This is a genomic window from Parasphingomonas puruogangriensis, assembly GCF_036663635.1.
In the GTDB taxonomy this organism is placed as follows: Bacteria; Pseudomonadota; Alphaproteobacteria; order Sphingomonadales; family Sphingomonadaceae; genus Sphingomonas.
Map to the genome: position 1 here is coordinate 167,455 of NZ_JAXOJI010000003.1, position 25,721 is coordinate 193,175.

The 25,721-nt window shown below is 65.1% G+C and carries 24 protein-coding genes; 12 read left to right on the plus strand and 12 right to left on the minus strand.

Annotated elements, in window-relative coordinates:
• Positions 1-4 precede the first annotated feature (4 nt).
• Both U1739_RS09480 and U1739_RS09485 read right to left on the minus strand, forming a co-directional pair.
• Entirely contained in the window at positions 5-322 is a 318-nt protein-coding gene (locus U1739_RS09480; RefSeq protein WP_332707109.1) for a hypothetical protein, read from the minus strand.
• A gap of 73 nt (positions 323-395) precedes the next feature.
• Positions 396-1,397, minus strand: coding sequence for a ligase-associated DNA damage response exonuclease (locus tag U1739_RS09485; protein WP_332707112.1), 1,002 nt, complete (start codon positions 1,395-1,397; stop codon positions 396-398).
• A 221-nt stretch (positions 1,398-1,618) separates the two neighbouring features.
• On the opposite strand from U1739_RS09485, the gene U1739_RS09490 reads away from it, so the two are divergent.
• From U1739_RS09490 to U1739_RS09500, 3 genes are all read left to right on the plus strand, one after another.
• Positions 1,619-4,030 carry a ligase-associated DNA damage response DEXH box helicase gene (locus U1739_RS09490; protein WP_332707116.1) on the plus strand — a complete coding sequence of 804 codons (2,412 nt, stop codon included), beginning with the start codon at positions 1,619-1,621 and terminating at the stop codon, positions 4,028-4,030.
• Between the two features lie 56 nt (positions 4,031-4,086).
• Positions 4,087-5,016, plus strand: a complete 930-nt coding sequence (locus tag U1739_RS09495) for an aspartyl protease family protein (protein ID WP_332707119.1) — start codon at positions 4,087-4,089, stop codon at positions 5,014-5,016.
• Positions 5,017-5,077: 61 nt separating this feature from the next.
• Positions 5,078-6,487, plus strand: coding sequence for a M20/M25/M40 family metallo-hydrolase (locus tag U1739_RS09500; protein WP_332707122.1), 1,410 nt, complete (start codon positions 5,078-5,080; stop codon positions 6,485-6,487).
• Between the two features lie 110 nt (positions 6,488-6,597).
• Here U1739_RS09500 and U1739_RS09505 read toward each other — a convergent pair whose 3' ends face one another.
• Entirely contained in the window at positions 6,598-8,532 is a 1,935-nt protein-coding gene (locus tag U1739_RS09505; protein ID WP_443025529.1) for a potassium transporter Kup, read from the minus strand.
• A gap of 138 nt (positions 8,533-8,670) precedes the next feature.
• Between U1739_RS09505 and pdeM the strand changes: the two genes are divergently transcribed.
• Positions 8,671-9,330, plus strand: a complete 660-nt coding sequence (pdeM, locus tag U1739_RS09510) for a ligase-associated DNA damage response endonuclease PdeM (protein WP_332707128.1) — start codon at positions 8,671-8,673, stop codon at positions 9,328-9,330.
• A 16-nt stretch (positions 9,331-9,346) separates the two neighbouring features.
• On the opposite strand, the gene msrA is transcribed toward pdeM, so the two are convergent.
• The 4 genes from msrA to pabB form a co-directional block, all read right to left on the minus strand.
• Complete coding sequence (msrA, locus tag U1739_RS09515; RefSeq protein WP_332707131.1) at positions 9,347-9,994, minus strand: peptide-methionine (S)-S-oxide reductase MsrA; 648 nt, start codon at positions 9,992-9,994, stop codon at positions 9,347-9,349.
• A 96-nt stretch (positions 9,995-10,090) separates the two neighbouring features.
• Positions 10,091-10,222 (minus strand): hypothetical protein, encoded by a 132-nt coding sequence (locus tag U1739_RS09520; protein WP_332707134.1) that lies wholly within the window; start codon positions 10,220-10,222, stop codon positions 10,091-10,093.
• Between the two features lie 271 nt (positions 10,223-10,493).
• Entirely contained in the window at positions 10,494-11,693 is a 1,200-nt protein-coding gene (locus U1739_RS09525) for a pyridoxal phosphate-dependent aminotransferase (protein ID WP_332707137.1), read from the minus strand.
• Positions 11,694-11,728: 35 nt separating this feature from the next.
• On the minus strand, positions 11,729-13,510 hold the full coding sequence (gene pabB, locus U1739_RS09530; protein WP_332707140.1) for an aminodeoxychorismate synthase component I: 1,782 nt from the start codon (positions 13,508-13,510) through the stop codon (positions 11,729-11,731).
• Between the two features lie 82 nt (positions 13,511-13,592).
• Between pabB and U1739_RS09535 the strand changes: the two genes are divergently transcribed.
• Positions 13,593-14,252, plus strand: a complete 660-nt coding sequence (locus tag U1739_RS09535; protein ID WP_332707143.1) for an MBL fold metallo-hydrolase — start codon at positions 13,593-13,595, stop codon at positions 14,250-14,252.
• A 6-nt stretch (positions 14,253-14,258) separates the two neighbouring features.
• Here U1739_RS09535 and U1739_RS09540 read toward each other — a convergent pair whose 3' ends face one another.
• Complete coding sequence (locus tag U1739_RS09540; RefSeq protein WP_332707146.1) at positions 14,259-14,699, minus strand: MAPEG family protein; 441 nt, start codon at positions 14,697-14,699, stop codon at positions 14,259-14,261.
• Positions 14,700-14,897: 198 nt separating this feature from the next.
• On the opposite strand from U1739_RS09540, the gene rpmF reads away from it, so the two are divergent.
• The 5 genes from rpmF (at position 14,898) to U1739_RS09565 (ending at position 17,878) form a co-directional block, all read left to right on the plus strand.
• Positions 14,898-15,077 carry a 50S ribosomal protein L32 gene (gene rpmF, locus U1739_RS09545; RefSeq protein WP_261293657.1) on the plus strand — a complete coding sequence of 60 codons (180 nt, stop codon included), beginning with the start codon at positions 14,898-14,900 and terminating at the stop codon, positions 15,075-15,077.
• A gap of 23 nt (positions 15,078-15,100) precedes the next feature.
• The gene (gene plsX, locus U1739_RS09550) at positions 15,101-16,156 is read left to right on the plus strand and encodes a phosphate acyltransferase PlsX (protein WP_332707148.1); all 1,056 of its coding nucleotides are present in this window, start codon (positions 15,101-15,103) and stop codon (positions 16,154-16,156) included.
• Positions 16,153-17,121 (plus strand): beta-ketoacyl-ACP synthase III, encoded by a 969-nt coding sequence (locus U1739_RS09555; protein ID WP_332707151.1) that lies wholly within the window; start codon positions 16,153-16,155, stop codon positions 17,119-17,121. The genes plsX and U1739_RS09555 overlap by 4 nt, the downstream gene beginning before the upstream one ends.
• Before the next feature lie 98 nt (positions 17,122-17,219).
• Entirely contained in the window at positions 17,220-17,519 is a 300-nt protein-coding gene (locus U1739_RS09560; protein WP_332707154.1) for an integration host factor subunit alpha, read from the plus strand.
• A 2-nt stretch (positions 17,520-17,521) separates the two neighbouring features.
• The gene (locus U1739_RS09565; protein WP_443025530.1) at positions 17,522-17,878 is read left to right on the plus strand and encodes a MerR family transcriptional regulator; all 357 of its coding nucleotides are present in this window, start codon (positions 17,522-17,524) and stop codon (positions 17,876-17,878) included.
• 12 nt (positions 17,879-17,890) lie between these two features.
• Here U1739_RS09565 and U1739_RS09570 read toward each other — a convergent pair whose 3' ends face one another.
• Positions 17,891-18,538 carry a TetR/AcrR family transcriptional regulator gene (locus U1739_RS09570; protein WP_332707157.1) on the minus strand — a complete coding sequence of 216 codons (648 nt, stop codon included), beginning with the start codon at positions 18,536-18,538 and terminating at the stop codon, positions 17,891-17,893.
• 125 nt (positions 18,539-18,663) lie between these two features.
• Between U1739_RS09570 and U1739_RS09575 the strand changes: the two genes are divergently transcribed.
• Positions 18,664-21,006: a TonB-dependent receptor gene (locus U1739_RS09575; protein WP_332707160.1), complete on the plus strand. Its 2,343-nt coding sequence runs from the start codon at positions 18,664-18,666 to the stop codon at positions 21,004-21,006.
• A gap of 84 nt (positions 21,007-21,090) precedes the next feature.
• Positions 21,091-22,362, plus strand: a complete 1,272-nt coding sequence (locus tag U1739_RS09580; RefSeq protein WP_332707163.1) for a spinster family MFS transporter — start codon at positions 21,091-21,093, stop codon at positions 22,360-22,362.
• Between the two features lie 120 nt (positions 22,363-22,482).
• On the opposite strand, the gene U1739_RS09585 is transcribed toward U1739_RS09580, so the two are convergent.
• The 3 genes from U1739_RS09585 to U1739_RS09595 form a co-directional block, all read right to left on the minus strand.
• On the minus strand, positions 22,483-24,054 hold the full coding sequence (locus tag U1739_RS09585) for a peptide chain release factor 3 (RefSeq protein ID WP_332707166.1): 1,572 nt from the start codon (positions 24,052-24,054) through the stop codon (positions 22,483-22,485).
• A gap of 167 nt (positions 24,055-24,221) precedes the next feature.
• Positions 24,222-25,106, minus strand: a complete 885-nt coding sequence (locus tag U1739_RS09590; protein WP_332707169.1) for an aldose 1-epimerase family protein — start codon at positions 25,104-25,106, stop codon at positions 24,222-24,224.
• Positions 25,103-25,708, minus strand: coding sequence for a BRCT domain-containing protein (locus tag U1739_RS09595; RefSeq protein WP_332707172.1), 606 nt, complete (start codon positions 25,706-25,708; stop codon positions 25,103-25,105). Before U1739_RS09595 ends, U1739_RS09590 begins: the two co-directional genes overlap by 4 nt.
• Positions 25,709-25,721 lie beyond the last annotated feature (13 nt).

Sequence of the window (25,721 nt, forward strand, 5' to 3'; positions counted from 1 at the left end):
TCGGTCAGAAGGGCAGCTTTAACCGCATCATGAGCCGGTTGCTGACCTGCCCGCCAAGCAATGTCGCGCTCTCCACCTCCGCCGCGCCCTTTAGCCCGCCGCCGAGGGCGATCTCCGCCTTTTGGCCGTCGCGGTTGGGCTCGAACCGTGCACTATCCAGGCGCGGCAGGCGATAACGCTGGTCGTCGCGCTTGCCACACACCACGATCGCATCGCCCACCTCCTCGGCGCAACCGCGCGGCAGGACGGGATCGAGCCGGACGGCAGCGGGCGGTGGGGCAACGGCGCCGCCTTGCAGCATCAGCATAGCCAAGATCTGCACTGCCGGTCCCCGCTATGCCGCCGTCGTTGCCCGATGCTGTCAGGACAAGGTGGCGCGATTATGGCCGGACGCATCAGTCGTCCTCATCCTCATAGCCGACCAAAGCCAGCGCGCGGGCCTTGATCTGGCGCGTCATGCACCAATGGACCAGAGCATCCTCGCGGCCGTGCGTCACCCACACTTCCTTCGGCGCGATCTCGGTCAGCGTGCTCGTCAGCTCGTCCCAATCGGCATGATCACTGAGGATCAGCGGCAGCTCGACATTGCGCTGTACGGCGCGCTGCCGCACGCGCATCCAGCCGCTGGCCATCGCCGTGATCGGATCGGGCAGCCGCCTCGACCAGCGATCGTTGAGCGCGCCCGGCGGCGCCACTATTACCTTGCCCATCAACTCCGCCTTGGGCGTGTCCGCCACCAGCCGGAGCTCGCCGAGATCGACGCCCAGCTCAACATACAGGTCGCACAGCCGCTGCACAGCGCCGTGGAGATAGATCGGATCGTCATGCCCGCGGTCGCGCAATTCGCGGATCACGCGCTGCGCCTTGCCCAGCGCATAGGCGCCGACCAGCACGCAGCGCGTCGGGTTGGCGCGCAGCGCGGCGGTCAGTTTGTCGATCTCGTCGCCCGTTTCGGGATGGCGGAACACGGGCAGGCCAAAGGTCGCCTCGGTGATAAACACGTCGCATTTTACCGGCTGGAAGGCGGTGCAGGTCGGATCTGCCCGACGCTTGTAGTCGCCCGACACGACGATGCGCTCGCCACGATGATCGAGGATGATCTGCGCCGATCCCAGCACGTGGCCGGCGGGGACGAACGTCGCCTCCACGCCGCCGCCACAATCCACCGTCTCGCCATAAGCGACCGGAATGCCCGCCTGCGGGCCATAGCGCACGCCCATGATCGCCAGCGTCTCGGGCGTCGCCCATACCGCTTCGTGGCCGCCGCGGGCGTGATCGGCGTGACCGTGCGTGACCAAAGCGCGCGGCACCGGGCGCGAGGGATCGACCCAGATATCGGCGGGTTTGACATAGATGCCATGGGGTTGCGGATCGATCCAGTCGCCGAGCTTTGCCATCGTCCCTATATGGTTGGGATGACGCGAAGTTCCCACAGTTGCAGCGATAGCAATGCCACTCTGCCAATCTCCCTCTCGCTTTGGGAGAGGGAAGGGGCCCGCGGCGAAGCCGTGGGAAGGGTGAGGGTGACCGGATCGCGCACCGTTCGCGTCACCCTCACCCATCCGCCGCTTCGCGGCTCCCTCCCTCTCCCAAAGGGAGAGGGAAAGGGCGCGCGCCTTTGACCGTCCAACTCCCTGCCCCGCTTGCCGCCTGGTTCGCCACGCGCGGCTGGTCCCCGCGCCGTCACCAGCTTGCCATGCTCGAGGTCGGTCGCGCCGGGCATCACGGGCTGCTCGTCGCCGCGACCGGCGCGGGCAAGACGCTCGCCGGCTTTCTTCCCACGCTGACCGAGCTGATCGAGCACCCGACAGAAGGCCTGCACACGCTCTACGTTTCCCCGCTCAAGGCGCTCGCCGTCGACGTGCAGCGCAACCTGATCAACCCGATCGAGGAAATGGCGCTCGACATCCGGGTCGAAACCCGCACCGGCGATACGCCGAGCGACCGCAAGGCGCGCCAGCGCGTGCGCCCGCCGCACATCCTGCTTACCACCCCCGAATCGCTCAGCCTGCTGCTCAGCTACCCGGACAGCAATCTGATCTTCGAGAACCTGAAAACCATCGTCGTCGACGAAGTCCACGCCTTCGCCACCGGCAAGCGCGGCGACCTGCTCGCGCTCTGCATGGCCCGCCTGCAATGCCTCGCCCCCGGCCTGCGCCGCGTCGCCCTCTCCGCCACCGTCGCCGATGCCGATGGCTATCGCGCCTGGCTCGCGCCCGATGGCGATATCGATACGGTCGATCTGGTACAGGGCGAGCCCGGCGCACCGGCCAATATCGATATCCTGCTGCCCGAGGGCCGCGTGCCCTGGTCTGGCCATTCGGGCCGCTACGCTGCCGAACAGGTCATGGCCGAGATCGAGACGCACAACACGTCGATCGTGTTCTGCAACACGCGCTCGCTCGCCGAATTGATCTTCCAGGATCTGTGGAAGGTCAATGCGATGAGCCTGCCGATCGGCATCCATCACGGCTCCCTGTCGCTGGAAGCGCGGCGCAAAGTCGAATCCGCGATGGCCGACGGCAAGCTGCGCGGCCTCGTCGCCACCGCCAGCCTCGATCTCGGCGTCGATTGGGGCGATGTCGATCTCGTCATCCAGATGGGTGCGCCAAAGGGCTCGTCGCGGCTGCTGCAGCGCATCGGCCGGTCGAACCACCGCATGGACGAGCCTAGCGAAGCGGTGATCGTCCCCGGCAACCGCTTCGAATATCTCGAAGCGCGCGCGGCGCTCGATGCGGTCGATGCCGGCGAACTCGATCCCGATATCTTCCGCATGGGCGGGCTCGACGTGCTGGCGCAGCACATCATGGCCTGCGCCTGCGCCGCGCCGTTCACCAGCGCGGACATGCTCGATGAAATCCGCTCGGCCTTGCCCTATTCGGCGCTGACAACGGAAACGTTCGATCGCGTGCTCGGCTTCATCCGCGACGGCGGCTATGCGCTCAAAGCCTATGAAAAATTCAAGCGACTGACGCAGGACGCAGATGGTCTGTGGCGCGTCAGCCACCCCAAATTCGTCACCCAGCACAGGCTTAACGCCGGGATCATCGTCGAGGCGACGATGCTTACCGTGCGCTTCAAGAACGGCCGCAGCCTGGGCAAGGTCGAGGAAGCCTTTGCCGCTACCCTGATGTCCGGCGACACCTTCTTCTTCGCCGGCATGAGCCTGGAAGTGATGGGCGTCGATCACGAAGACCTGATGGTCCGCGCTACCGCCCGCCCGGCGCGCATCCCGACCTATGGCGGCGCGCGCATGGCCATGTCGACCAACCTCGCCGACCGCGTCCGCGGCTTCCTCGCCGACCCGTCGCAATGGTCGCGCTTCCCCAATGACGTGCGCGAATGGCTCGAAGTGCAGACGCGCCGCTCGACCCTGCCCAATCCCGGCCAGCTGCTGGTCGAGACGTTCCCGCGCGAAGGCCGGCATTACATGGTCGCCTACAGTTTCGAAGGCTGGAACGCGCACCAGTCGCTGGGCATGCTCGTGACGCGCCGGATGGAGACGCTGGGGCTGAAACCGATGGGCTTCGTCTCCAACGATTATGCGCTCGCCTGTTATGGGTTGGAGCCGATCACCGATCCGCAATCCTTGTTCTCGCCCGACATTCTCGAGGATGAGTTCGTCGATTGGGTGCAGAGTTCGGCGTTGCTCAAGCGCGCGTTCCGCGAGGTCGCGGTGATTGGCGGGCTGGTCGAGCGCCAGCATCCCGGCAAGCGCAAGACTGGCAAGCAGGTCACCTTTTCCACCGATCTGATCTACGATGTGCTGCGCAAATACGAACCCGGCCATCTGCTGCTGCAAGCCGCCTGGGAAGACGCGCGCGCGAGGATGACGGACGTGGGTCGCCTCGCCAGCCTGCTCGACCGCGCGGTGGATACGATGCTGCACGTAGATCTCGATCGCGTCTCGCCATTGGCCGTGCCCGTGCTCACGCTGATCGGCCGCGAAAAGATCGCCACGGGCCTGGCCGACGACGCGCTGCTGATCGAGGCGGAGGCGCTGGCGGCGGAAGCCATGCGGCTGGATTAATTCTCCCCGTGCCGGGGAGGATTGCAAAAGGTCCGTATCGGGCGCACCGTCTTGCCATGCCGCTTATAGCCGCCCTGTCCCTCGCGTTACTGGCTCCCGCAACATCGCAAGCGCCGCCCGATCCCGTCACCGCGCCTGAACCCGAAGCCGCCCCCAGCGAGCTCGATTTCGCCACCGAGCAGGATCGCATGACGCTCCCGGTCCACATTGCCGACTCAGGGCCCTACGCCTTCATCGTCGACACCGGCGCGCAACGCACCGTCATCTCGCGCCAATTGGCCGTGGCGCTCAAGCTCAGCCCCGGTCGCAACGTGCGCATGACCGCGATGACCGGCACCAGCACGGTCGCCACCGCGATTATCCCGCTGATCACCGTCGGCAGTTCGCCCGGCGCGCTCGGCGGCAGCCGGATCGAGGCGCCGATGCTGGAGGCGCACCATCTCGGCGCCGATGGCCTGCTCGGGCTCGATACGTTGCAGCATCGCACGCTGACCATCGATTTCGATGCCCAAAGGATGACCGTCACCGCCGCGGCCAAACGCCGCCGCTCGCCGCGCGCCGCGTCCGACGAGATCGTGGTCACCGCGCGCAGCGTGCTCGGCCAGCTGGTCGTCACCGATGCGCTGTATCGCGGCACCAAAATCCGTGTCGTGCTCGATAGCGGCTCGGCGGTGACGATGGGCAATCTCGCGCTGCAGCGCCGTATCGGGCCGCGTGCCTTGGCCCCGATCACCGTGACCAGCGTCACCGGATCGGTGCTGCACGCCGGCTATACGCAGGTCGAGGAAGTCAGCGTCGGCGGGATCAAGTTCCAGAACTTGCCGATCGCCTTTGCCGATGCCGCGCCGTTCGCGCGGTTCGGCCTGCAGAAGCGCCCGGCCTTGTTGCTCGGCATGGACGCGCTGCGGCTGTTCCGCCGCGTCGATATCGATTTCGCCAATCGCGAAGTGCGCTTCGCATTGCCCAAGGGCACGCGCCGCATCTGAGCCGTTGCGCGGCGCGCGCGGTCCGTTACGTTGCGCCATCAACGATTTGGGGGGCGCGACGATGCGGACGACGAAGCTGGCGACATTGGGCTTGACGACAGCGCTCGTGCTGCAGCCCGCTCTGCTCTCCGCACAAACGCTCAGCCCCGACCAGCAGGCCTTTTTCGGTCTGTACAAGGAACTGGTCGAGACCAACACGACGCTGTCGGCCGGTTCGTGCACCCAGGCCGCCGATCAGATCGCCACGCGCCTGAAGGCGGCCGGCTATGGCGATGCCGAGATCACCAAATTCTCCGTCCCCGATCATCCCAAGGAAGGTGGGTTGGTCGCGATCCTGCCCGGCAGCGACAAGAAACTGAAGCCGATGCTGTTGCTCGGGCACATCGACGTGGTCGAGGCCAAACGCGAGGATTGGGTGCGCGATCCGTTCAAGCTGTCGGAGGAAGACGGCTATTATTATGCGCGCGGCACGGTCGACGACAAGGCAATGAGCGCGATCTGGGCGGACAGCATGATCCGCTTCAAGAGCGAAGGCTATAAGCCGAAACGCGCGATCAAGCTGGCGCTGACCTGCGGCGAGGAAACTACGTTCGCGTGGAACGGCGCGCAGTGGCTGGCCAAGAACAAGCCCGATCTGATCGCCGCGCAGTTCGTGCTCAACGAAGGCGGCGGCGGGCGGATCGATGCGCAGGGCAAGCGCCAGGTGCTGGCCATGCAGGTCGGCGAAAAAGCCGCGCAGAACTATACCTTCGCCGCGACCAATCCCGGTGGGCACAGTTCGCAACCCGTGCCCGATAATGCGATTTACGAGCTGGCCGACGCGGTGGAAGCGGTGCGTGCGTACGAATTCCCGGTCAAATTCACCGACACGACGCGTGCCTTCTTCACCGCCACGGCCAAGTCGGTGCCCGGACCGGTATCCGCCGCGATCACGCAATTGCTCACCGATCCGAACGACGCCGCAGCCGACAAGATCGTCAGCCAGGACAAGACGTTCCACTCCACGCTGCGCACCACATGCGTGGCGACCTTGCTGAACGCTGGCCACGCCGAAAACGCGCTGCCGCAACGCGCCACCGCCAACATCAATTGCCGTATCTTTCCCGGCGAGACGGTGGAGGCGACATTGGCCAAATTGCAGGAACTCGCTGGCCCCAAGGTGAAGGTCAGCATCAACCAGCCGATCCGCCCGACCGCGATCCCGACGCCGCTCGATCCCAAGATCCTCGGCCCGGCCACAACGCTCGCGGCGAAGCACTTCCCCGGCGTGCCGGTGGTGCCACTAATGTCTACCGGCGCGACCGACGGCATCTTCTTCCAGGCCATCGGCATGCCGGTCTACGGCGTGCCGGGCATCTTCATCGACAGCGATTTCAACGGCGTGCATGGCCTCAACGAACGCATCCGGGTCAAATCGCTGTATGACGGGCGGGCGTATCTCTACGATCTCGTCAAAGTTTACGCGGGATAGCCAACCATCGTCATCCCAGCGAAAGCTGGGATCTCAACGAGGAGCGCGCAGCCCCCGCCCCACGGAGACCCCAGCTTTCGCTGGGGTGACTCCAGAGCGGGCTGCACTGCTCAGACCGTCACCTGTTCCCCGAGCTCCAGCACCTTGCCCGGCGGAATCTTCAGGAAATCCGTCGGGTCGCTGGCATTGCGCTGCAGGAACATGAACAGATGGTCCTGCCATAACGGCATGCCTTGGTTGGCCGCCGCCTTTAACGTGTTGCGGCCGATGAAATAGCTCGTCTTGGCGGGATTGAGCACCTTCTTGTGCGCCGCCGCCTGCAGCCCAAGATCGGCCGGCACATCGGGCTGTTCCATGAAGCCATAGGTCAGCATGACGATGGCGAAATTGTCGTCGAGCTTCTCCAGTTTCACGCGGTCCTCGTCCGCCGCCACCGGCCGATCGGTGGTGCGAATGCTGACCACCAGATTGCGTTCGTGCAGCACCTTGTTGTGCTTGAGATTGTGCAGCAACGCCCCCGGCGCATTGGCCGGATTGGCGGTAAGGAACACCGCAGTGCCCTCGACACGCTCTGGCGGCCGCCGCGCCAGGGCCGCTGCGAGATCGGCGAGCGGAATGCTCTGCCGCTCCTCGAACCCGCGCACGATGCCGCGCCCGCGCACCCAGGTGTAGATCAAAAGCCCGATCAGCGCCGCCACCACCAAGGGCACCCAGCCGCCCTCGATCACGCGCAGGATATTCGCCCCGAAGAACACGCAATCGAGCGCCAGGAAGGGCAGGATCACCGCCAGCGCGAGCGGGCGGTTCCAGTTCCAGCGATGCCGTACGACGATATAGGCGAGCAAGGTCGTCACCACCATCGTGCCGGTGACCGCGATGCCGTACGCCGCCGCCATCGCCGAGGACGAGCGGAACTGCGTCACCAGCACCAGCACGCCGGTCAAGAGCAGCCAGTTGATCGCCGGCAGATAGATCTGCCCGGCATGATGCGCCGAGGTCTGGCGGATGCGCAGGCGCGGCAGCAGCCCCAATTGGATCGCCTGCTGAGTCAGCGAATAGGCCCCGGTAATCACTGCCTGGCTGGCGATCACCGTCGCCAGCAGCGACAGCCCGACCAGCCACGGCCGGAATGCATCCGGCGCCATCAGGAAGAACCAGTCCTGGTTGACGAAGGCGGTGCCGGCCGCGTCCGCCGTCTCCAGCGCGGCCAGCGCGAACGCGCCTTGCCCGAGATAATTGAGCGACAACGCCGGAAACACCAGAATGAACCAGCCGAGCCGGATCGGCGCCCGCCCGAAATGCCCCATGTCCGCGGTCAGCGCTTCCGCGCCGGTCACGGTCAGGAACACGGCGCCGAGCACGAACAGCCCGGTCACCCCGTGGTCGAACAGGAACAGCACGCCATAATGCGGCGAGAAGACGCGCAGAATCGTGGGTTCGTCGGCGATATGCCACAGCCCCAGCCCGCCGATCGCCACGAACCAGACGACGCAGACCGGCCCGAACAAACTCGAGATGCGCGCCGTGCCGTGCGCCTGCGCCATGAACAGCGCCACCAGGATGACGATCGTCAGTATCAGGATGGTGCGCTGGTCGATCGCCTGCTCAAGCCCCGGAATGGTGCGCAGCCCTTCGACTGCCGACAATACCGACAATGCCGGAGTGATGATCGCATCGCCATAGAAGAGCGACGCGCCGCTCGCGCCGAGCACGATGGCGATCAGTGAGCGCTTGCCCAGCGCGCGCCGGGCCAAAGCGGTCAGCGCCAGCACGCCGCCCTCGCCCTGATTGTCCGCGCGCATCAGGAACACGACATATTTGAGCGTCACGACGATGATCAGCGACCATAAGGCCAGGCTGAGCACGCCGAGAATCTCGCTCGCGTCGATCCCGCCCGCCTTGGTCTGGCCCAAGGCTTCACGAAAGGCGTAAAGCGGGCTGGTCCCGATATCGCCGAACACCACGCCGATCGCGCCGACGGTCAGCGCGATCAGGGCAGGGTGCGGCAGCGAGACCTGCCCGGGCGTTTCAACGGCGGATGACATGGGCATTGGCCTGTGATGAAGCAGCGCGCGCTCTACGCTCGTTGCAGTGCAGCGCAAGGGAATTGAGCACGGCCTTGCTACACGCCTATTTCATACTGAACCATTGATCGATCCGCTAGCGCGCGCCATAGCCGGCGCATGGTTCCCTTTTCGTTCGCCGGTCACGCTCTCTGCGCGCTCCCCCAAGGGGCACTGTATTGGCCTGCGCGGCGCGCCCTGCTGGTTGCCGATCTGCATTTCGAGAAGGCCAGTTGGTTCGCGCTCCGCGGGCAGATGCTGCCGCCGTACGATTCGCTCGCCACGCTGGCCGATCTCACCGCCTTGGTCGCCGCCACCGGCGCCCGGGAAGTGTGGTGCCTCGGGGATAGCTTCCACGATTCGGCCGGCTGCGATCGCCTGCCGGCGCAGGCGCAGGATATGCTGCGCGCATTGACCGGCAGCACGCGGTGGATCTGGATCACGGGCAATCACGATCCGCGCATCGACCGCTGCGGCGGCGAGGTGATGGACGAAGCGGAGGTCGATGGCTTGGTGTTGCGCCACGAAGCCGACCCGGCCGAAACCCGCCCCGAACTGTCCGGCCATTTCCACCCCAAGCTCCGCCTGCGCGTCCGCGGTCGCCTCGTCTCGCGCCGCTGCTTCGTGATGACGCCGAGCAAGATGATCTTCCCGGCATTCGGCTCGCTGACCGGCGGGCTGGATGCCGGTCACCCGGAGATCGTCCGCGCCGTGGGTGCCGGCGCGCAGGCGTTGATCGCGGTCGAGGACCGGCTGCTGCGGTTTGCCGTGGCGGCGTGATCCGCTAAAAGCGCTGTTACCGCGCCAGTGTCGGAAATCCCGCCTTGAACGCCGCCACCTTGGGCTTGTCCCACCGCACGATATACGGATGCGTCGGGTTACGATTGAAGAAATCCTGGTGATACGCCTCGGCCGGGTAGAACGCGCCACCCTCCAGCCTGGTCACGATGGGCTTGGGGAACACCTTGGCCTGCCCCAGTTGCGCGATATAGGCTGCAGCCGCCGCTTTCTGCGGGGCGCTCTGCGGGAAAATGGCGGAGCGATAGCTTGGGCCGCTATCCGGCCCCTGGCGGTTCAGCTCGGTCGGATTGTGCGCGATCGAGAAATATACCCGCAGCAGCGTGCCGTAGCTTACCTGCTGCGGATCATAGACCAGTTTCACCGCCTCGGCATGGCCGGTCGTCTCGGTGCTGACCGCGTCGTAATTGGCCGTCGCCCTGGTGCCGCCGGCATAGCCCGCGGTCACTGCCTTCACGCCTTTGACGCGTTCGAACACCGCTTCCAGCCCCCAGAAACAGCCGCCGGCGAAGATCGCGGTCTGCAAGCCGGGCGCCTTGGGCACATCCAGCTTGGCCGCGGGGATCGGCACGGCGCGTTCGGCCTGCGCGCTGCCGCAGGCGGACAGGGTGGCGGCCACTAGCGTCGCTGCGATGAGCTTGTTCATGGAATCTCGGCCTCGACAAGAGCGACGCCGGATACGCAGGCGCCAACTAGATACCGAATATAGGGTGGCGGAAATCGTCCGCCAGATGCGCGGTACTTAGCGTGCCTGCTGGGTGGTCGCGAACGGGCTGGCGACCGTATCCGCCGGAGTGAGCGTGACCATGCCGAGCGCGCCGAGCGCAAAGCCAACGGCGAATTGCCAAAGAAAGGTCGATTTGAGAATACGCATTGTCTTACCTCGCGGGTCGATCGCTATGGGCTATCGACCATTGATTTCCGTCTGATGTCCGTTGCCAGCGCAGATCGTGCTTCGACCTGTCATCGACAAGATCGTTTTACGAAACGCTCGGTTGACCGTGGCTGAAGCGGTCGTTCATCGGGGGGATAGGTGCCTCGAAGAGCCATCACTCCCCGTCATCCCAGCGAAAGCTGGGATCTCAAGCGGCTGGTGTGAGACAGGAGCCGCACAAGACCCCAGCTTTCGCTGGGGTGACGGCCAATTACCGAAGTGCTGCGCACGCCGCCTGAATGCGCGAGCATGCCTCACGCAGCAGCGCATCCGACGTGGCATAGGAAATGCGCATTGCCGGTGACAGGCCGAACGCTGCGCCCTGCACGGCGGCCACCTTGGCGTCGTCGAGCAGATAGCCGACGAAATCCTCGTCGGTGGCAATCAGCCGGCCGTTAGGCGTGGTCTTGCCGATCAGCGCGGAGAATTCCGGATAGACGTAGAACGCGCCCTCCGGCGTCGGGCAGGTCACGCCCACCGCGTCGTTGAGCATGCCCACGACCAGATCGCGCCGCGTCTGGAACAATGCCGCATGATCCTTGAGGAAGCCCTGATCCGCGGTCAGCGCAACGACGCTGGCCGCCTGTGCAATCGAGCACGGGTTGCTGGTCGATTGCGACTGCAGCTTGGACATCGCCTTGATCAGCCACGGCGCGCCGCCGGCAAAGCCGATCCGCCACCCGGTCATGGCATAGGCCTTGGAGCAGCCATTGGCGGTCAGCGTGCGCGCGTACAGCGACGGGCAGACCTGCGCGATGGTGGTGAATTCGAAATCGTCGAACACGATATGCTCGTACATGTCATCGGCGAAGATCCACACGTGGGGATGCCGTTCCAGCACTTCGCCCAGCGCCTTCAGTTCCGCAAGGCTATACGCGGCGCCGGTCGGGTTGGACGGCGAGTTGAGGATCACCCATTTGGTGCGCGGCGTGATCGCGGCTTCCAACTGCTCCGGGCGCAGCTTGTAATTCTGCTCCGCGCCCGCCGCGACGAACACCGGCGTGCCATTTGCGAACAAAACGACATCCGGGTAGCTTACCCAGTAGGGTGCCGGGATGACGACTTCGTCACCGGCATCCAGCGTCGCGACCATGGCGTTGAACAAGGTATGCTTGCCGCCGGCGTTGATGGTGATCTGGTCGCGCGTGTAGGTCAGGCCGTTGTCGCGCGCATATTTCAGGATCACGGCATCCTTCAGCTCGGGCGTGCCGTCGACATTGGTATATTTGGTCTTCCCGTCGCGGATCGCCTTGATCCCGGCTTCCTTGATGAAGTCGGGCGTGTCGAAATCCGGCTCGCCCGCGCCCAGGCCGATCACGTCGACGCCCTGCGCCTTCAATTCCGCGACACGCGAGGTAATGGCCAGCGTCGGCGACGGCTTGATGCGGGCGAGCGCGGCGGAGGGCTGCATGACGAGGGGTTCCTGACGTTAGGGAAGCGCCGCGGCTATAGCCCCGAGGGCGATCCATTCGCAACCGCAACAATCGCGGGAAACGTGCCGCGCAAGGCATTGCCGAGCAGGAAACCGGCGCTCAGGTCGCTGGGCGACAAATCGGCCTCGATCGCCTGGCCGGTGGCCAGTAATTCGGCGCGCAGCACGCCGGGCAGCAGCCCGCGCGCCAAGGGCGGGGTCAGCAGCACGCCGTCCCGTTCGACGAAGATGTTCGTAAAGCTGCCTTCGGTGAGGAAGCCTTGGGCGTCGACGAACAGCACTTCAGCTGTGCCGGCGCGGCGCCGCGCGTCGTCATAGAAAGCACGATCGCTGGTCTTGTGGCTCAAGCGGAAATCGTCGTTCGCCACCGGCAGCGGGACGATTGCCACCGGCACCGGCGCGGTGAACGGCGCGGGCAGGGGCGCGACCTCGATCGCGATCGCACCGCTCCGCGCGAGCAACAGCCGCAACCGCCGGCCGCTGCGCAGCCGGAAGGTCGCCGCCTGCAATTCGTTGCGCACGGCATGACGGTCGAACGCGAAGCCGAACAGCGCCGCGCTGGCCTTGAGCCGGGCGAGATGGCGTTCGAGCAGCACCAGCCCGATTTCCGGGTCGAACGCCATGGTCTCGATCAGATCGAAGCCGGTTTGCCCGGCAGTCAGGAAGGCGCCCTTGGCCAGTGTCTCGTCCCATTCCTCTGCGCTGCGCGAATCGGCCACGATCCCGCCCCCTGCGCCGAACGTGGCATAGCCGTCGCCGTTCCGCACCGTCAGCGTGCGGATCGCGACGTTGAACAGCGCGCTGTGGCCTGCCGGGCCGGCCGCATCGATGCGGCCGATCGATCCGGTATAGGCGCCGCGCGGCGTGCCTTCGATCGCGCGGATCGCCTGCATCGCGCGGATCTTCGGTGCGCCGGTGATCGATCCGCACGGGAACAGCGCCGCCAGCACGTCGATCGCGTCCTTGTCGGGCGCTAGCGAGGCGGTGACGGTCGAGACCATCTGGTGCACCGTCGGATAGCGCTCGACTTCGAACAAAGTGGGCACTGCGACGCTCCCGGGCACGGCCACGCGCGACAAATCGTTGCGCATCAGATCGACGATCATCAGGTTTTCCGCGCGCTGCTTGGCGTCGCTGCCAAGCAAAGCGGCGAGCGCCGCATCCTCCGCCGGCGTGTCCCCGCGCCGCGCCGTTCCCTTCATCGGCCGGGAGGTGAGGGCGTCGCCGTCCAGGCGGAAGAACAATTCCGGCGACAAGGACAACAGCGCCTCCGCACCGGTCCACACGAAGGCGCCATACCCCGCTTTCGCCCGTGCGCGCAGTTGCGCATACAAAGCCAGCGGGTTGCCCGCGATCTTACAGGTGGCGCGGTAGGTCAAATTGGCCTGATACAGATCCCCCGCCGCGATCAGCTCCAGTACGTGCGCCAATTGCGCATCATAGGTCTCGCGCGTGATCGACGGAGACGGCGTGCCGATCCATGCGCCGGCCTGGTCGGGCAGCCAGTCGCCGAGATTGGCGATCGTCTCGTAGCGCTCGAACACCCCGAACCACAGCAGTGGCGCGCCGGAATCGGCCGGTTCCAATGCCGGCTCCAGCCCCGCTCCCGCCTCATAGCTGAGGAAGCCGACCACATGCGCCGCCGCCGCCGCGCGCATCGCGTCCAGCGCGGCACCGATGTCGCTTGTCCGGTGCGCCGCAATGATGCGTTGCGGATCGCGATACAGCCGCGCCCCCGCGCCGCCGTCGCGCGCATCGTCGAGCAATATGAAGGGAAGGTCATCCAGCGCCAGCATTGTCGCGTCTCAGATGCCGCGCACGCGTCGTCACGGCAAGCGAAGGTTGCCGCCGCCCACTGCGCCGCCTATTTCGCTCGGCATGGCCAATCCCCCGCTCCGCGCTGCAATCATCCCCGTCACGCCGTTGCAGCAGAATTGTACGTTGCTCTGGTGCACGGAGACGATGCGCGGCGCGTTCGTCGATCCCGGCGGCGATCTGCCCAAGCTCACGGCGGCGGCCGCACAGCATAATGTGACGATCGAGAAGATCATCCTCACGCACGGCCATTTCGATCATTGCGGCGAAGCCAAGCCGCTCGCCGAGCAATTGAACGTGCCGATCGAGGGCCCGCACGAGGCCGATCTCTTCCTGCTCGAAACGCTCGCCGAAGACGGCAAGCGATTCGGCATCATGGGCGGCAAGGCCTTCGTGCCCGATCGCTGGCTGGTCGAGGGCGACACGGTAACGGTCGGTAACCTCACGCTGCATGTCTACGAAACGCCCGGCCACACGCCCGGCCACGTCATCTTCCACCATCCCGAATCGAAGCTGGCGCTGGTCGGCGACGTCTTGTTCCAGGGCTCGGTCGGCCGCACCGATTTCCCGCGCAGCAGCCATGCCGATCTGGTCGACTCGATCGTCACCAAGCTGTGGCCGCTCGGCGACGATACCACGTTCCTGCCCGGCCACGGCCCGACCAGCACGTTCGGCCACGAACGCAAGCACAACCCGTTCGTCGGCGAGGGCGCGACGGGGTAGGGCGGCTCACCCGGCCGCGGGGACCGCCTCCACCGCGCCGCGTGGCGCGCCATAATGGTCGATCAGCGGCAGCGCGATGGCATAGCCGCCCAGCGCGAGCAGCAGCAGGAAGGTGATCAATATGCCGATCATCCGCGCGCCTTTCAGCCCGTCCATGCCCAGCGGATGCAGCACACGCGCCACCAGAAACAGAATCGCCGCGATCCACAGCCAGGTCGAGCTGCCGGTCGTAAATTCCAGCACCGCAATCAGCGCGACGATGAACGGCGCATATTCGACGTAATTGGCCTGGGCGCGCATCCGCGCGATCAGCATGGCATCGCCGCCATCGCCGATGTCGACCTTCGCCTTGGCGCGTGTCTGCCCCGCGCGCAGCCCCAGCCACAGGGCGATGATCGCTGCGCCGCCGGTCGTCGCCAAGGTGATCGGTAAGGTGATGGTCTGCATGATTTTCCCCCAGATATGTCTCGCCCGCCATCCTGGCGATTGCCGCAGCGGCTTGCAACGCCGGCAGGAATCGCTATAGGCGCAACGCTTCGCGAGCGTCCGGCCGCTGATGCCATTGCGGCCGACTTAATGTCGGTTGCGTGGAACCCTCGACCGGTTGGCGCAATATACACCGATCAAGCACAAGGTTTCGCCGAAATGGCCGTCCCCAAAAGAAAAACCACGCCGTCCAAGCGCGGCATGCGTCGTTCACATGATTCGCTCACGGTAGCGTCGTTCCAGGAATGCCCGAATTGCGGCGAACTGAAGCGCCCGCACAATCTGTGCGCGTCGTGCGGCCATTATAACGGTCGCGAGATCATCTCGGTCGAAGGCTGAGCCAGCTCAGGAACGGAATCGACGTGACCGATAGTTCCCGGATTGCCGTCGATGCGATGGGCGGCGACAAGGGGCTGGCGGTCATGCTGGCCGGTGTCGCGCGCGCGCGTCACAACTTCCCGGACATGCGCTTCATCCTTGTCGGGGATGAGGCGCAGATCCGCGAAGGCCTGCAGTCGCATCCCAACCTGACCGCCAATTCCGAGATCGTCCACGCGCCGGAAGTCGTCGGTTCGAGCGACAAGCCGAGCCAGGCGCTGCGGCGCGCGAAGACGACGTCGATGGGCATCGCCATCGATCTGGTGAAGCGCGGCAAGGCCGGCGCTGCCGTGTCCTCGGGCAATACCGGCGCGCTGATGGCGATGGCCAAGCTGTCGCTGCGCATGTTGCCGGGCATCGATCGTCCGGCGCTCGCCGCGATGCTGCCCACGCTTGGCGACAATGACGTGGTCGTGCTCGATCTCGGCGCCAATACCGAGTGCGACACGCGCAACCTGGTGCAGTTCGCGGTGATGGGCGCGGCTTATGCCCGCACCACACTGGAGCTCGCGTCCCCGCGAGTCGCCTTGCTCAACATCGGCAGCGAGGATCAGAAGGGCACAGACGAGATTCGCGATGCCGCGCAGGCGCTGAAGGCCGCGACGCATCTGCCGATGACCTTCACCGGCTATATCGAGGGCGACAAGCTCTCGCGCGGCGATGTCGATGTGATCGTGTGCGACGGCTTTTCCGGCAATATCGCGCTGAAGACGGCCGAGGGCACGGCGCGTTTCGTCGCCGATCTGCTCAAGCGCGCGTTCAGCTCGTCGATTCGCTCGAAGATCGGTTTCCTGATCTCCAAGCCGGCAACCGATCTGCTGCGCCACCATCTCGATCCCAACGTCCATAACGGCGCGGTCTTTCTCGGGCTCAACGGCATTGTCGTGAAAAGCCATGGCGGCGCCACCGAACTGGGCGTGGCCACCGCGATCGCCGCCGCTGCCAAGATGGTGCGCGATGATCTGACGCGGCGGATCAGCGAAGATCTCGGCAATTTCGAAGCGGAAGCGGGCATGCTCGTTCCCAAGGCGGCGGCATGATTCGTAGCGTGATTATCGGTACCGGGTCGGCGCTGCCGGCGCGGCGCGTGTCCAATGCCGAACTGGCCGAGACCGTCGATACGACCGACGAGTGGATCGTCGAGCGCACCGGGATCCGTTTCCGCCATATCGCCGGCCCGGACGAGACCACCGCGACGCTGGCCGCCGATGCGTGCAAGGCGGCGCTGGGCGCCGCCGGCCGGTCGGCGCAGGACGTCGACCTGATCGTGTTGGCCACTGCCACGCCCGACCAGACCTTCCCCGCCAGCGCCACTAAGGTGCAGGCGATGCTCGGCATTGACGATTGCGTCGCGTTCGACGTCGCCGCGGTCTGCTCCGGCTTCCTTTATGCGCTGCAGGTCGCCGACAGCATGATTCGCGCTGGCGGGCATAAATGCGCTTTGGTGATCGGCGCCGAGACGTTCAGCCGCATCCTCGACTGGGAGGATCGCACCACGTGCGTGTTGTTTGGCGACGGGGCGGGTGCGGTTTTATTGGAAGCGCAGGAAAGCGCTGACAGCGACGGGCGCGGCGTGCTGGCGACCAAGTTGCACGCCGACGGCCGCCATAACGAACTTCTGTATGTCGATGGTGGGCCGTCGACCACCGGCACGGTCGGCAAGGTGCGCATGAAGGGCCGCGAGGTATTCCGCCACGCGGTGACCAATCTGGCCAATGTGATGGGCGAATCGCTCGCCATTGCCGGGCTCAGCGCGGATCAGGTCGATTGGGTCGTGCCGCATCAGGCCAATGCCCGCATCCTCGATGCCACCGCGCGTAAGCTCGGGCTGGCGCCCGGCAAGGTCGTGGTGACGGTCGATCAGCACGCCAATACGTCCGCTGCGTCTGTGCCGTTGGCGCTCGACACGGCCGTGCGCGACGGGCGCATCAAGCCCGGGCAACTGATCGTGCTGGAAGCGATGGGCGGCGGTTTCACCTGGGGCGCCAGCGTCGTCCGGTTCTGATTCGGGCCGTCGCGCATCCCCTCAGCTAGGCTCTTCACGACAATACCGTCATTGTGTTAGGCAGTGTCTCTGCCACGTTTGCGATAAGGGGGAGCGCATTGGCGTCCGCGGGTACTTTGACGAGAGCCGATCTGGCTGAAGCGCTGCATCATCAGGTGGGGCTGTCGCGCGCCGATTCGTCGAAGCTGGTCGAAGATATCCTCACCCATATGTGCGAATCGCTGTCCAAGGGCGAGAACGTCAAGATTTCCGGCTTCGGCACGTTCGTGCTGCGCGACAAGGGCGAACGCGTCGGCCGCAATCCCAAGACCGGTATCGAAGTGCCGATCGCGCCGCGCCGCGTGCTGACGTTCCGCGCCAGCCAAATGATGCGCGATCGCATCGTCAGCGGCGGCTGACCGTGGCGTTGCCCGGCGCACCCGACAAGGCGGCGGGCGCGTTCCGGACGATCGGCGAACTGTCGCGCGAGACGGGCTTGCCGCAGCATATCCTGCGTTATTGGGAAACGCGCTTTCCCGAACTCCGGCCGCTGCAGCGCGCCGGCAATCGGCGTTATTATCGCCCCGCCGATGTCGCCCTGGTGCTGCGCATCAGCAGCCTGCTCGGGCCGGAAGGCTATACCATTCGCGGCGTCCAGAAACTGCTCGCCGCCGAACGTAAGCGCCCCATCGCCGGCGCGGCGAAGGCGGTGGATGTCGAGGCGTTGCAGGCGCTGCGCGATGATCTGGCCGACGCACTGGACAAGGACCAGGCGTAAGCCACCCGTCAATCAGCGCGCGCCAATGCCGTTGGCCAGCATATCGGCCACCGTATCCGCGACATCCTCCGCCGATACATCGTCGGACCACACCCCATAGCGTAACCCCAGGAACACGTTGATCCCCATCAGCGCCCAGGCGTGCACCTCCGACACATCGGCGCGGATTTCGCCCCGCGCGGCGCCGGCGGTCAACCGCGCGGCGATGCGCTCCGCAGTGGTGGCGTAATGGAGCCGGAAACTGTCGGGATCGACGAACTCCGATTCGTCGATGATGCGGTACAATTCCTTGTGGTCGCGCACGAAGCCGATGAAATCACGCAGGCCGGCATGTTCGGCGGCAAGCTGGTCCGGCGCGGCACGGATGCCGGGCGCGACATGATCGCGCACCTGATCCGACATGTCGCGCACCAGGGCGCGGAACACCGCGTCCTTGGAATCGAAATAGGTGTAGAAACTGCCCAGCGCGACGCCGGCGCGCCGCGTGATGCCGCTGATCGACGCGTCATGAAAACCGCGCTCGCCGAATTCCAGCGCGGCGGCGTCGAGAATGGCGCGCATCGTCCGACGCCCGCGCTCGGTGCGCGGCGTCTTGCCTTCCCCCGCCGCATCGTCCCGATCACGGGGCGGCAGCGGCGGGTCGATACCCTCCTGCGACATTATTTCGATCCCTCCCCAAAGCCAAGTTGAAACCTGGTTCAGGTTTCAGTATAGTCTGATCCAACAGCGCACAACCCGGATCACCGGCCGCACGTCAAGCGGGGCGCCTATTGGGGAGGATCATCATGTCACGTCATACGTCCGCGCGCCTGCTGCTCAATGCCAGCGTCGCCTTGCTCGCACTCGGCGCGCTACCGGCCCGGGCGCAAGACGCGCCGGTCGATGCGCCCGTCAGCGTCGACGATGCGGCGACCGATGGCGATATCGTCGTGACCGCGCGCCGCCGCGAGGAACGGCTGATCGACGTGCCGGTGGCGATCACGGCCTTTTCCGGCGCTCAACTGGAAGCCGCCGGATCGATCGACATCACCGACATTGCCAGCGTCACCCCCAACGTTACGCTGGAAGTGTCGCGCGGCACCAACTCCACGCTCAGCGCCTTCATCCGTGGCGTCGGCCAGCAGGATCCGGTCGCCGGGTTCGAAGCGGGCGTCGGCATCTATCTCGACGACGTCTATCTCAATCGTCCGCAGGCCGCGGTGCTCGATATCTACGACGTCGAGCGGATCGAGGTGCTGCGCGGCCCACAGGGCACGCTGTATGGTCGCAACACGATCGGCGGCGCGGTGAAATATGTCACGCGCCGTATCGGCGACGATCCCACGCTCAACGTGCGCGCCAGCTATGGCAGCTATAACCAGGCCGACGGCGTAATCAGCGCGAGCACGCCGCTGGGCAATTCCGGCTTCAAGATCGGCGCGGCGGTGGCGCGGCTCAGCCGTGGCGGGTTCGGCGACAACCTCACCACGGGGCAGGAGAATTACAACAAGGATCTGTGGGGCGCGCGCGGCACGCTGCAATATGATCCCAGCGACAGCGCCTTCTTCCGCCTGTCCGGCGACTATACCAAGGACAATAGCAACACGCGCGGCGGCCACCGCCTGATCCCGGCGCTCAACAGCGCGTCCTTCCCGGTGCTGGACGATGTCTATGACAGCCGCGGCGCCCTGGTCGCGCCGAAACAATCGGTCGAGGCCTATGGCGGGTCGCTGTTCGCCGAGGTCAAGCCGAACGACTGGCTGACGTTCCGCTCGATCACCGGCTATCGCAAGGATGACAGCGCCACGCCGATCGATTTCGATGCGCTGCCCGCCGTCGATGTCGACGTGCCCGCTTTCTACAATAACAAGCAGTTCAGCCAGGAAGTGCAATTGCTGGTCGATACCGGCCCGTTCAATCTGCTCGCCGGCCTCTATTATCTCGATGCCGAAGCGACGACCGTGTTCGACGTGCGGCTGCCCGGCACGGTCACTGCGCTGACCTACGGCGATGTGCGCACCGATACCGTCGCGATCTTCGGCGACGCGACTTACGATATCACGCCGCAATTGAGCGTCTCGGTGGGTGGGCGATATACGTGGGATACGCGCCGTTCACAGGTCCAGCGCAACGTCTATCTCGGCGCCTCGCCATATTTCGGCGGGACCAGCGCGCCGATCGCGCGGCAGACCGATTTCCGCGGCACGGCGGATTTTGCCAAATTCACCCCGCGCGCCTCGATCAGCTTCAAGCCGGCGCAGGATCATCTGCTCTATGCAAGCTATGCCAAGGGCTTCAAGGGCGGCGGCTTCGATCCGCGCGGCGTGGGCACGGCGGCACCCGATCTCAACGGCAACGGGATCAACGGCGCAGGGGGCGATCAGGACGATATCTACAATTTCCTGTCGTTCGATCCCGAGACGGTCGAAAGCTACGAGATCGGCTATAAGGCATCGATGTTCGATCGGCGGCTGACGCTGGCGCTGTCGGGCTTCCATTCCAAATATAGCGACGTGCAGGTGCCGGGCTCGGTCGGCCAGACGGTCGGCGGGGTGCAGACCTTTATCGGCATCACCACCAATGCCGGGCGGGCCCGGATCAACGGGGTGGAAGCGGAAGCGAATCTCGTCGTGCTGCGCGGCGCCGATGGCCAGCGGCTGAGCCTAGCCGGCACGGTCGGCTATCTCGATGCCAAATATACGCGGTTCATCGATGCGCGCGGCATCGACGTCGCGTCGCGGCGGAAATTCCAGAACACGCCGGATCTCACCGCCAGCGGTACGATCGCCTTCACCCAGCCGATCGGCGAGGGCTCGGTCGATCTCAGCTCCACGCTGTCGTACCGCAGCGATTCGCAGCAATTCGAACTGCGCACGCCCGGCCTCGACCAGCCTGGCTACGCGCTGCTCGACGCCAACATCGTGTACAATATCAACGATCGCTTCTCGATCGGCGTCCACGGCAAGAACCTGACGGACAAGCAATATATCGTCTCGGGCTATAACTTCCTGGCGCAGAATCCCGATACCGGCGATTTCCTGCGCAACGGCGCCGGCGCGCTGGTGCCGACACTCGGCGGTGCCGGCGTGCTCACCGCTTATTACGGCAATCCCCGCCAGGTGTTCGCGACCTTCACCGCGAAATTCTGAATGGACGGCCGCAGGGCCGCCCGCCATGAAGGGTTCGGGCGCGGCAACGATCCGCGCCCGGACGATCGCCCGGGAGAGCGCTTGATGACCGATACCGCAATGCCAGCAGCCAAACCGACTGCGGGGTATAGCGCGCTCGTGCTGGCCATGCTGCTATTGGTCTACACGTTCAACTTTCTCGACCGGCAGATCCTCGGCATCCTGGTGCAGCCGATCAAGGCCGAACTGGGCCTCAGCGATACGCAATTGGGGCTGCTCGGCGGCACGGCGTTCGCGATCCTCTATTCCACATTGGCCATCCCGCTGGCGCTGATCGCCGATCGCACCAGCCGTTCGTGGGTGATCACCATCAGCCTGACGGTGTGGAGCCTGTTCACCGCTTTGTGCGGCGTGGCGACCAATTTCACGCAAATGTTCTTGTTCCGCCTGGGCGTCGGCGTTGGCGAGGCGGGCGGGGTGGCACCGTCCTACGCGCTGATTGCCGATTACTTTCCGCCCGAACGCCGCGCGCGGGCGCTCGGCATCTATTCGATGGGCATTCCGATCGGGCTCGCCGCAGGCACGTTGCTCGGCGCATTCATCGCCACCTATGTCGATTGGCGCGCCGCGTTCATCGTGGTCGGCGTGGCCGGCATCATCATCGCGCCGATCTTCCGCTGGATCGTGAAGGAACCGCCGCGCGCAGCAGCGCCGGTCGGGCGCGCGCCGGTCAGCGCGGTGTTCGCGATCCTGGCCAAGAAGCCGAGCTTCTGGCTGATGGCCTTTGCCGCCTCAATGAGCAGCCTGGCAGGCTATGGCCTGGCCTTCTGGGTGCCCTCACTGCTGATCCGTTCCTATGGCTTCGATCTGCCGACCACATCGCTCTACTTCGCCTCGCTGCTACTGATCGGCGGGGCAAGCGGCGTGTTTCTGGGCGGTGTGCTGGCCGACAAGCTGGGCGGCGATCGCGGCAATTACGCCAAGCTGCCGGCGTTTGCCTGGCTGATCACGGGGCCGCTGTTCATCGCCGGCTTCCTGTCGCCCTCACCGTGGATCGCCTGGGCCTTCCTGCTCATCCCCAATGCGCTCAACATATTGTGGCTCGGCCCGATCACGACGGCCGTGCAGCATCTCGTGCCGCCGCATATGCGCGCGACTGCCTCGGCAAGCTTCCTGCTGATCAACAATCTGATCGGGCTGGGGGTGGGATCGTTCGCGATCGGCGCGTTGTCCGATGCGCTGAAAGTGAGCTTTGGGGCGGATGCGCTGCGCTATTCGGCGGTGGCGGTGGCGTGCTTCTACATGCTGGCGACGATCCTGGCATTCCTGGCGGTGAAACCGTTGCGCAAGGATTGGATCGACGAGCCGGCGGCCTAAGATTCCCGCTGCTCGTCATTCCGCGCAGGCGGGAACCCATATCGGCTGCCGTCGCGCCGCCATTCCGGTGGCGAAGACGATGGGGCCCCGCCTGCGTGGGAATGACGGGTTGGTCGTAGCCTACCGTTCCCGTGTCGCCGCGAACTTCACTTTCGGATAGCGATCCGACACGTACCCCACGTCCCAGGCGGTGCGCGCCATATACACCGGATTGCCGTCGCGATCCTTGGCCAGCTGGTTGCGGTTGATGTCTACGAATGCCTTCAAATCGGCGGGATCCTCCGCCGAGACCCAGCGCGCGGTGTCGTATGGCGCCATTTCCAGCCCGGCATCGACCTTATACTCCGCTTCCAAGCGGCTGAGCAGAACCTCCAGCTGCAGCTGCCCGACCACGCCGATGATCCAGTTCGATCCGATCTCGGGATAGAAGACCTGCGTCACGCCTTCCTCGGCCATGTCGTCGAGCGCTTTGCGCAACTGCTTGGTCTTGGTCGGATCCTTCAGCGCGACGCGGCGCAGGATTTCGGGTGCGAAATTGGGCAGGCCGGTGAAGCGCACATCGGCGCGCTCGCTCATCGTATCGCCGACGCGCAACGTGCCGTGATTGGGGATGCCGATGATGTCGCCGGGAAACGCCTCGTCGGCCAGCTCGCGATTCTGCGCGAAGAACAGGATCGGCGAGTGAATTGCGATCGGCTTGCCGTGGCCCGTCGGGGTCAGCTTCATGCCGCGTTTGAACACGCCCGAGCACAGCCGCATGAAGGCGATGCGATCGCGGTGATTGGGGTCCATATTGGCCTGGACCTTGAAGATGAAGCCGGTGACGTCGGCACGGTCCGGGGTCACCGGGGCGGGCTCGGCCGGTTGCGGGCGCGGGCCGGGGGCGTGCGTGCCCAGCGCCTCGATCAGCTCGGCGACGCCGAAATCCTTGAGCGCCGAGCCGAAATAGACCGGCGTCAGGTCACCGGCGCGATAGCGCTCGACATCGAATTCGGCATAGCCGCCCAGCGCCAGCTCGGATTCGTCGGTGAGCGTCTTGAGCCCGGCGGCGGAGATCGTCGCCGCCAGCTTGGGATCGTCCATCCCGCTGAACGCGATCGACTTGCCCATGAACTCGCGGCTCGGCCCCTCGGGCTGGCTCAGCGTGTTGGCGTGAAGATCGTACACGCCCTCGAAATCGCTGCCCATGCCGACCGGCCAGCTCATCGGCGTGACATCCAGCTGCAGGATATCGGCGATCTCGTCGAGCAGTTCGAACGGCGGGCGGCCCTCGCGATCGACCTTGTTGATGAAGGTGATGATCGGCACCGAGCGCAGCCGGCAGACCTCGAACAATTTGCGCGTCTGCGCCTCGATGCCGCGCGCCGCATCGATCACCATGACGGCGGAATCGACCGCCGTCAGCGTGCGATACGTATCCTCGGAAAAGTCCTCATGGCCCGGTGTGTCGAGCAGGTTGAAGGTCAGCCCGTCTTTCTCGAACGTCATCACCGAGGAGGTGACGGAAATGCCGCGCTGCTGCTCGATCTTCATCCAGTCGGAGCGCGCACGGCGATTCTGCCCGCGCGCCTTGACCTCGCCGGCGAGATGGATCGCGCCGCCGAAATAGAGCAGTTTCTCGGTCAGCGTGGTCTTGCCGGCATCGGGATGGGAAATGATCGCGAAGGTGCGGCGGTCTGAGCTTTGGGTCATCGTCAAGCGCCCTAGCGGGTAGGGCCAGTTTGCTCAACCTGACGGCGTGGCATGTGGGACAGCATGATTGGTTCGCGCAGAGGCGCGGAGGACGCAGAGATGGCGCACCAGACCCGCTGTCGCGCGGAACACCTCTGCGCTCTCTGCGCCTCTGCGCGAACCCGTCTTCAGGGGTTCAGGGTAACGCGCATCGTAATTGCCTTATCGGCCCCGGCAGCGATCTCGAACACGCCGGGCTTGTCGCGGAATTCGCCGGCATACCCTGAGGGATCCGCCGTCCCGTGCCACGGCTCGATGCACACATAGGCCGCGCCGGGCTTGGTCCAGATGCCGAGCGACGGCGTGTCGGGGAAGGCAATGTCCAGCGTCGGGCCGCCGAACGCGCCATAGGTGACCGTCGAGGAAGCGACCGGGTCCCAGACCAACGCATCGTCGCTGAACAGATCGTCGCGCAAGCGCAGCGAGCGGCCGTCGAGTGGGCTTTCGCGGCTGTCGGAAGCAATCGTCCCGTCCTTGGCGATGCGCTTGAGCGCACCCGGCTCCTGCTTGCCGAACAAGATACGGTGCGCCTCGCGTGGTTCGCCATAAGGAAGCGGCCAGGCGAAAGCGGGGTGAAAGCCGAAACTCGCCGGCATCGGCGCATCGCCACGGTTGACGATCTTGGCGGTGACGGTGAGCGTGGCGCCTTCCAGCGCATAGGTCAGCTCGAGCGCGAAGGCGAAGGGATAGGATTTGCGCGTCTTGTCGCTGTCGGTGAGGCGGAACACGGCATGGTGCGCCTGAACGTCGACCACTTCAAAGTCGCTGCGGCGGGCAAAGCCGTGCTTGTCCATCTTGTAGCTCTTGCCATCGACGCGCAGCGTATCGCCGGCCAGCGCGCCGACGATCGGGAACAGGATCGGGGCATGGCCGGTCCAGAACGCCGGATCGGCATCGGTCATCAGCTCCTTGCCCTGCCGGTCGGTGAGCGAGGTCAGCTCGGCGCCGAAAGGGTTGATGCGGGCGGTGAGCTTGGGGGATTTGATGGTGATGAGGTCGGCTGGTTCGGTCAAAGAAAGCTTATCCAATGCTGTTCGGAAACGATCGAGATAGGAATGCCATCGTCGCGCCATTCGCAGGCCTTGAGGATTTTGTTGCCGAAGGAAGAATGCTTCCAGGATTCGGTCGCATAGAGGCCAATTACCAAAACGTCGGTCTTTTTCGTCAATGATCCCGCTCTAGCGCCCCGGCTGATGACACTCCCCTCGCATTCCTTGCGTCCGCCGTAATTAAACGTTCCCGTAAAACAATAGCTGCGCCCGTCGAAAAACAGTGAGGGCGCAGGATTGCACACCGGCAGCGTCGTCGCCTTCAGCACCTCCCCGAGTTCGAAATCTCGGTTCGAAAAGCTGTTGAGAGTGTCGAGTAGATCGCGTGCCTCGTCGGCCTCAAGTATGCCATCGCTGAGAACGTCATTGATCCGCGCATAGAGCGTGCGCACGACAGGTTGGTCGCTTATGTCCAAATTAGCGGCTAGCCACTTCTGAAGAAATTCAGCTTCTGTTTGGTTGAGTGCTCCGTCGGCAGCGATACCCCGAGCAATGCCGATCAACTCATCGATTTGGCGAGCTGCGATGCGCACTCCCCCTGCCTGATTACAGAATTGCTCGCTCATGACGATCTCCCAA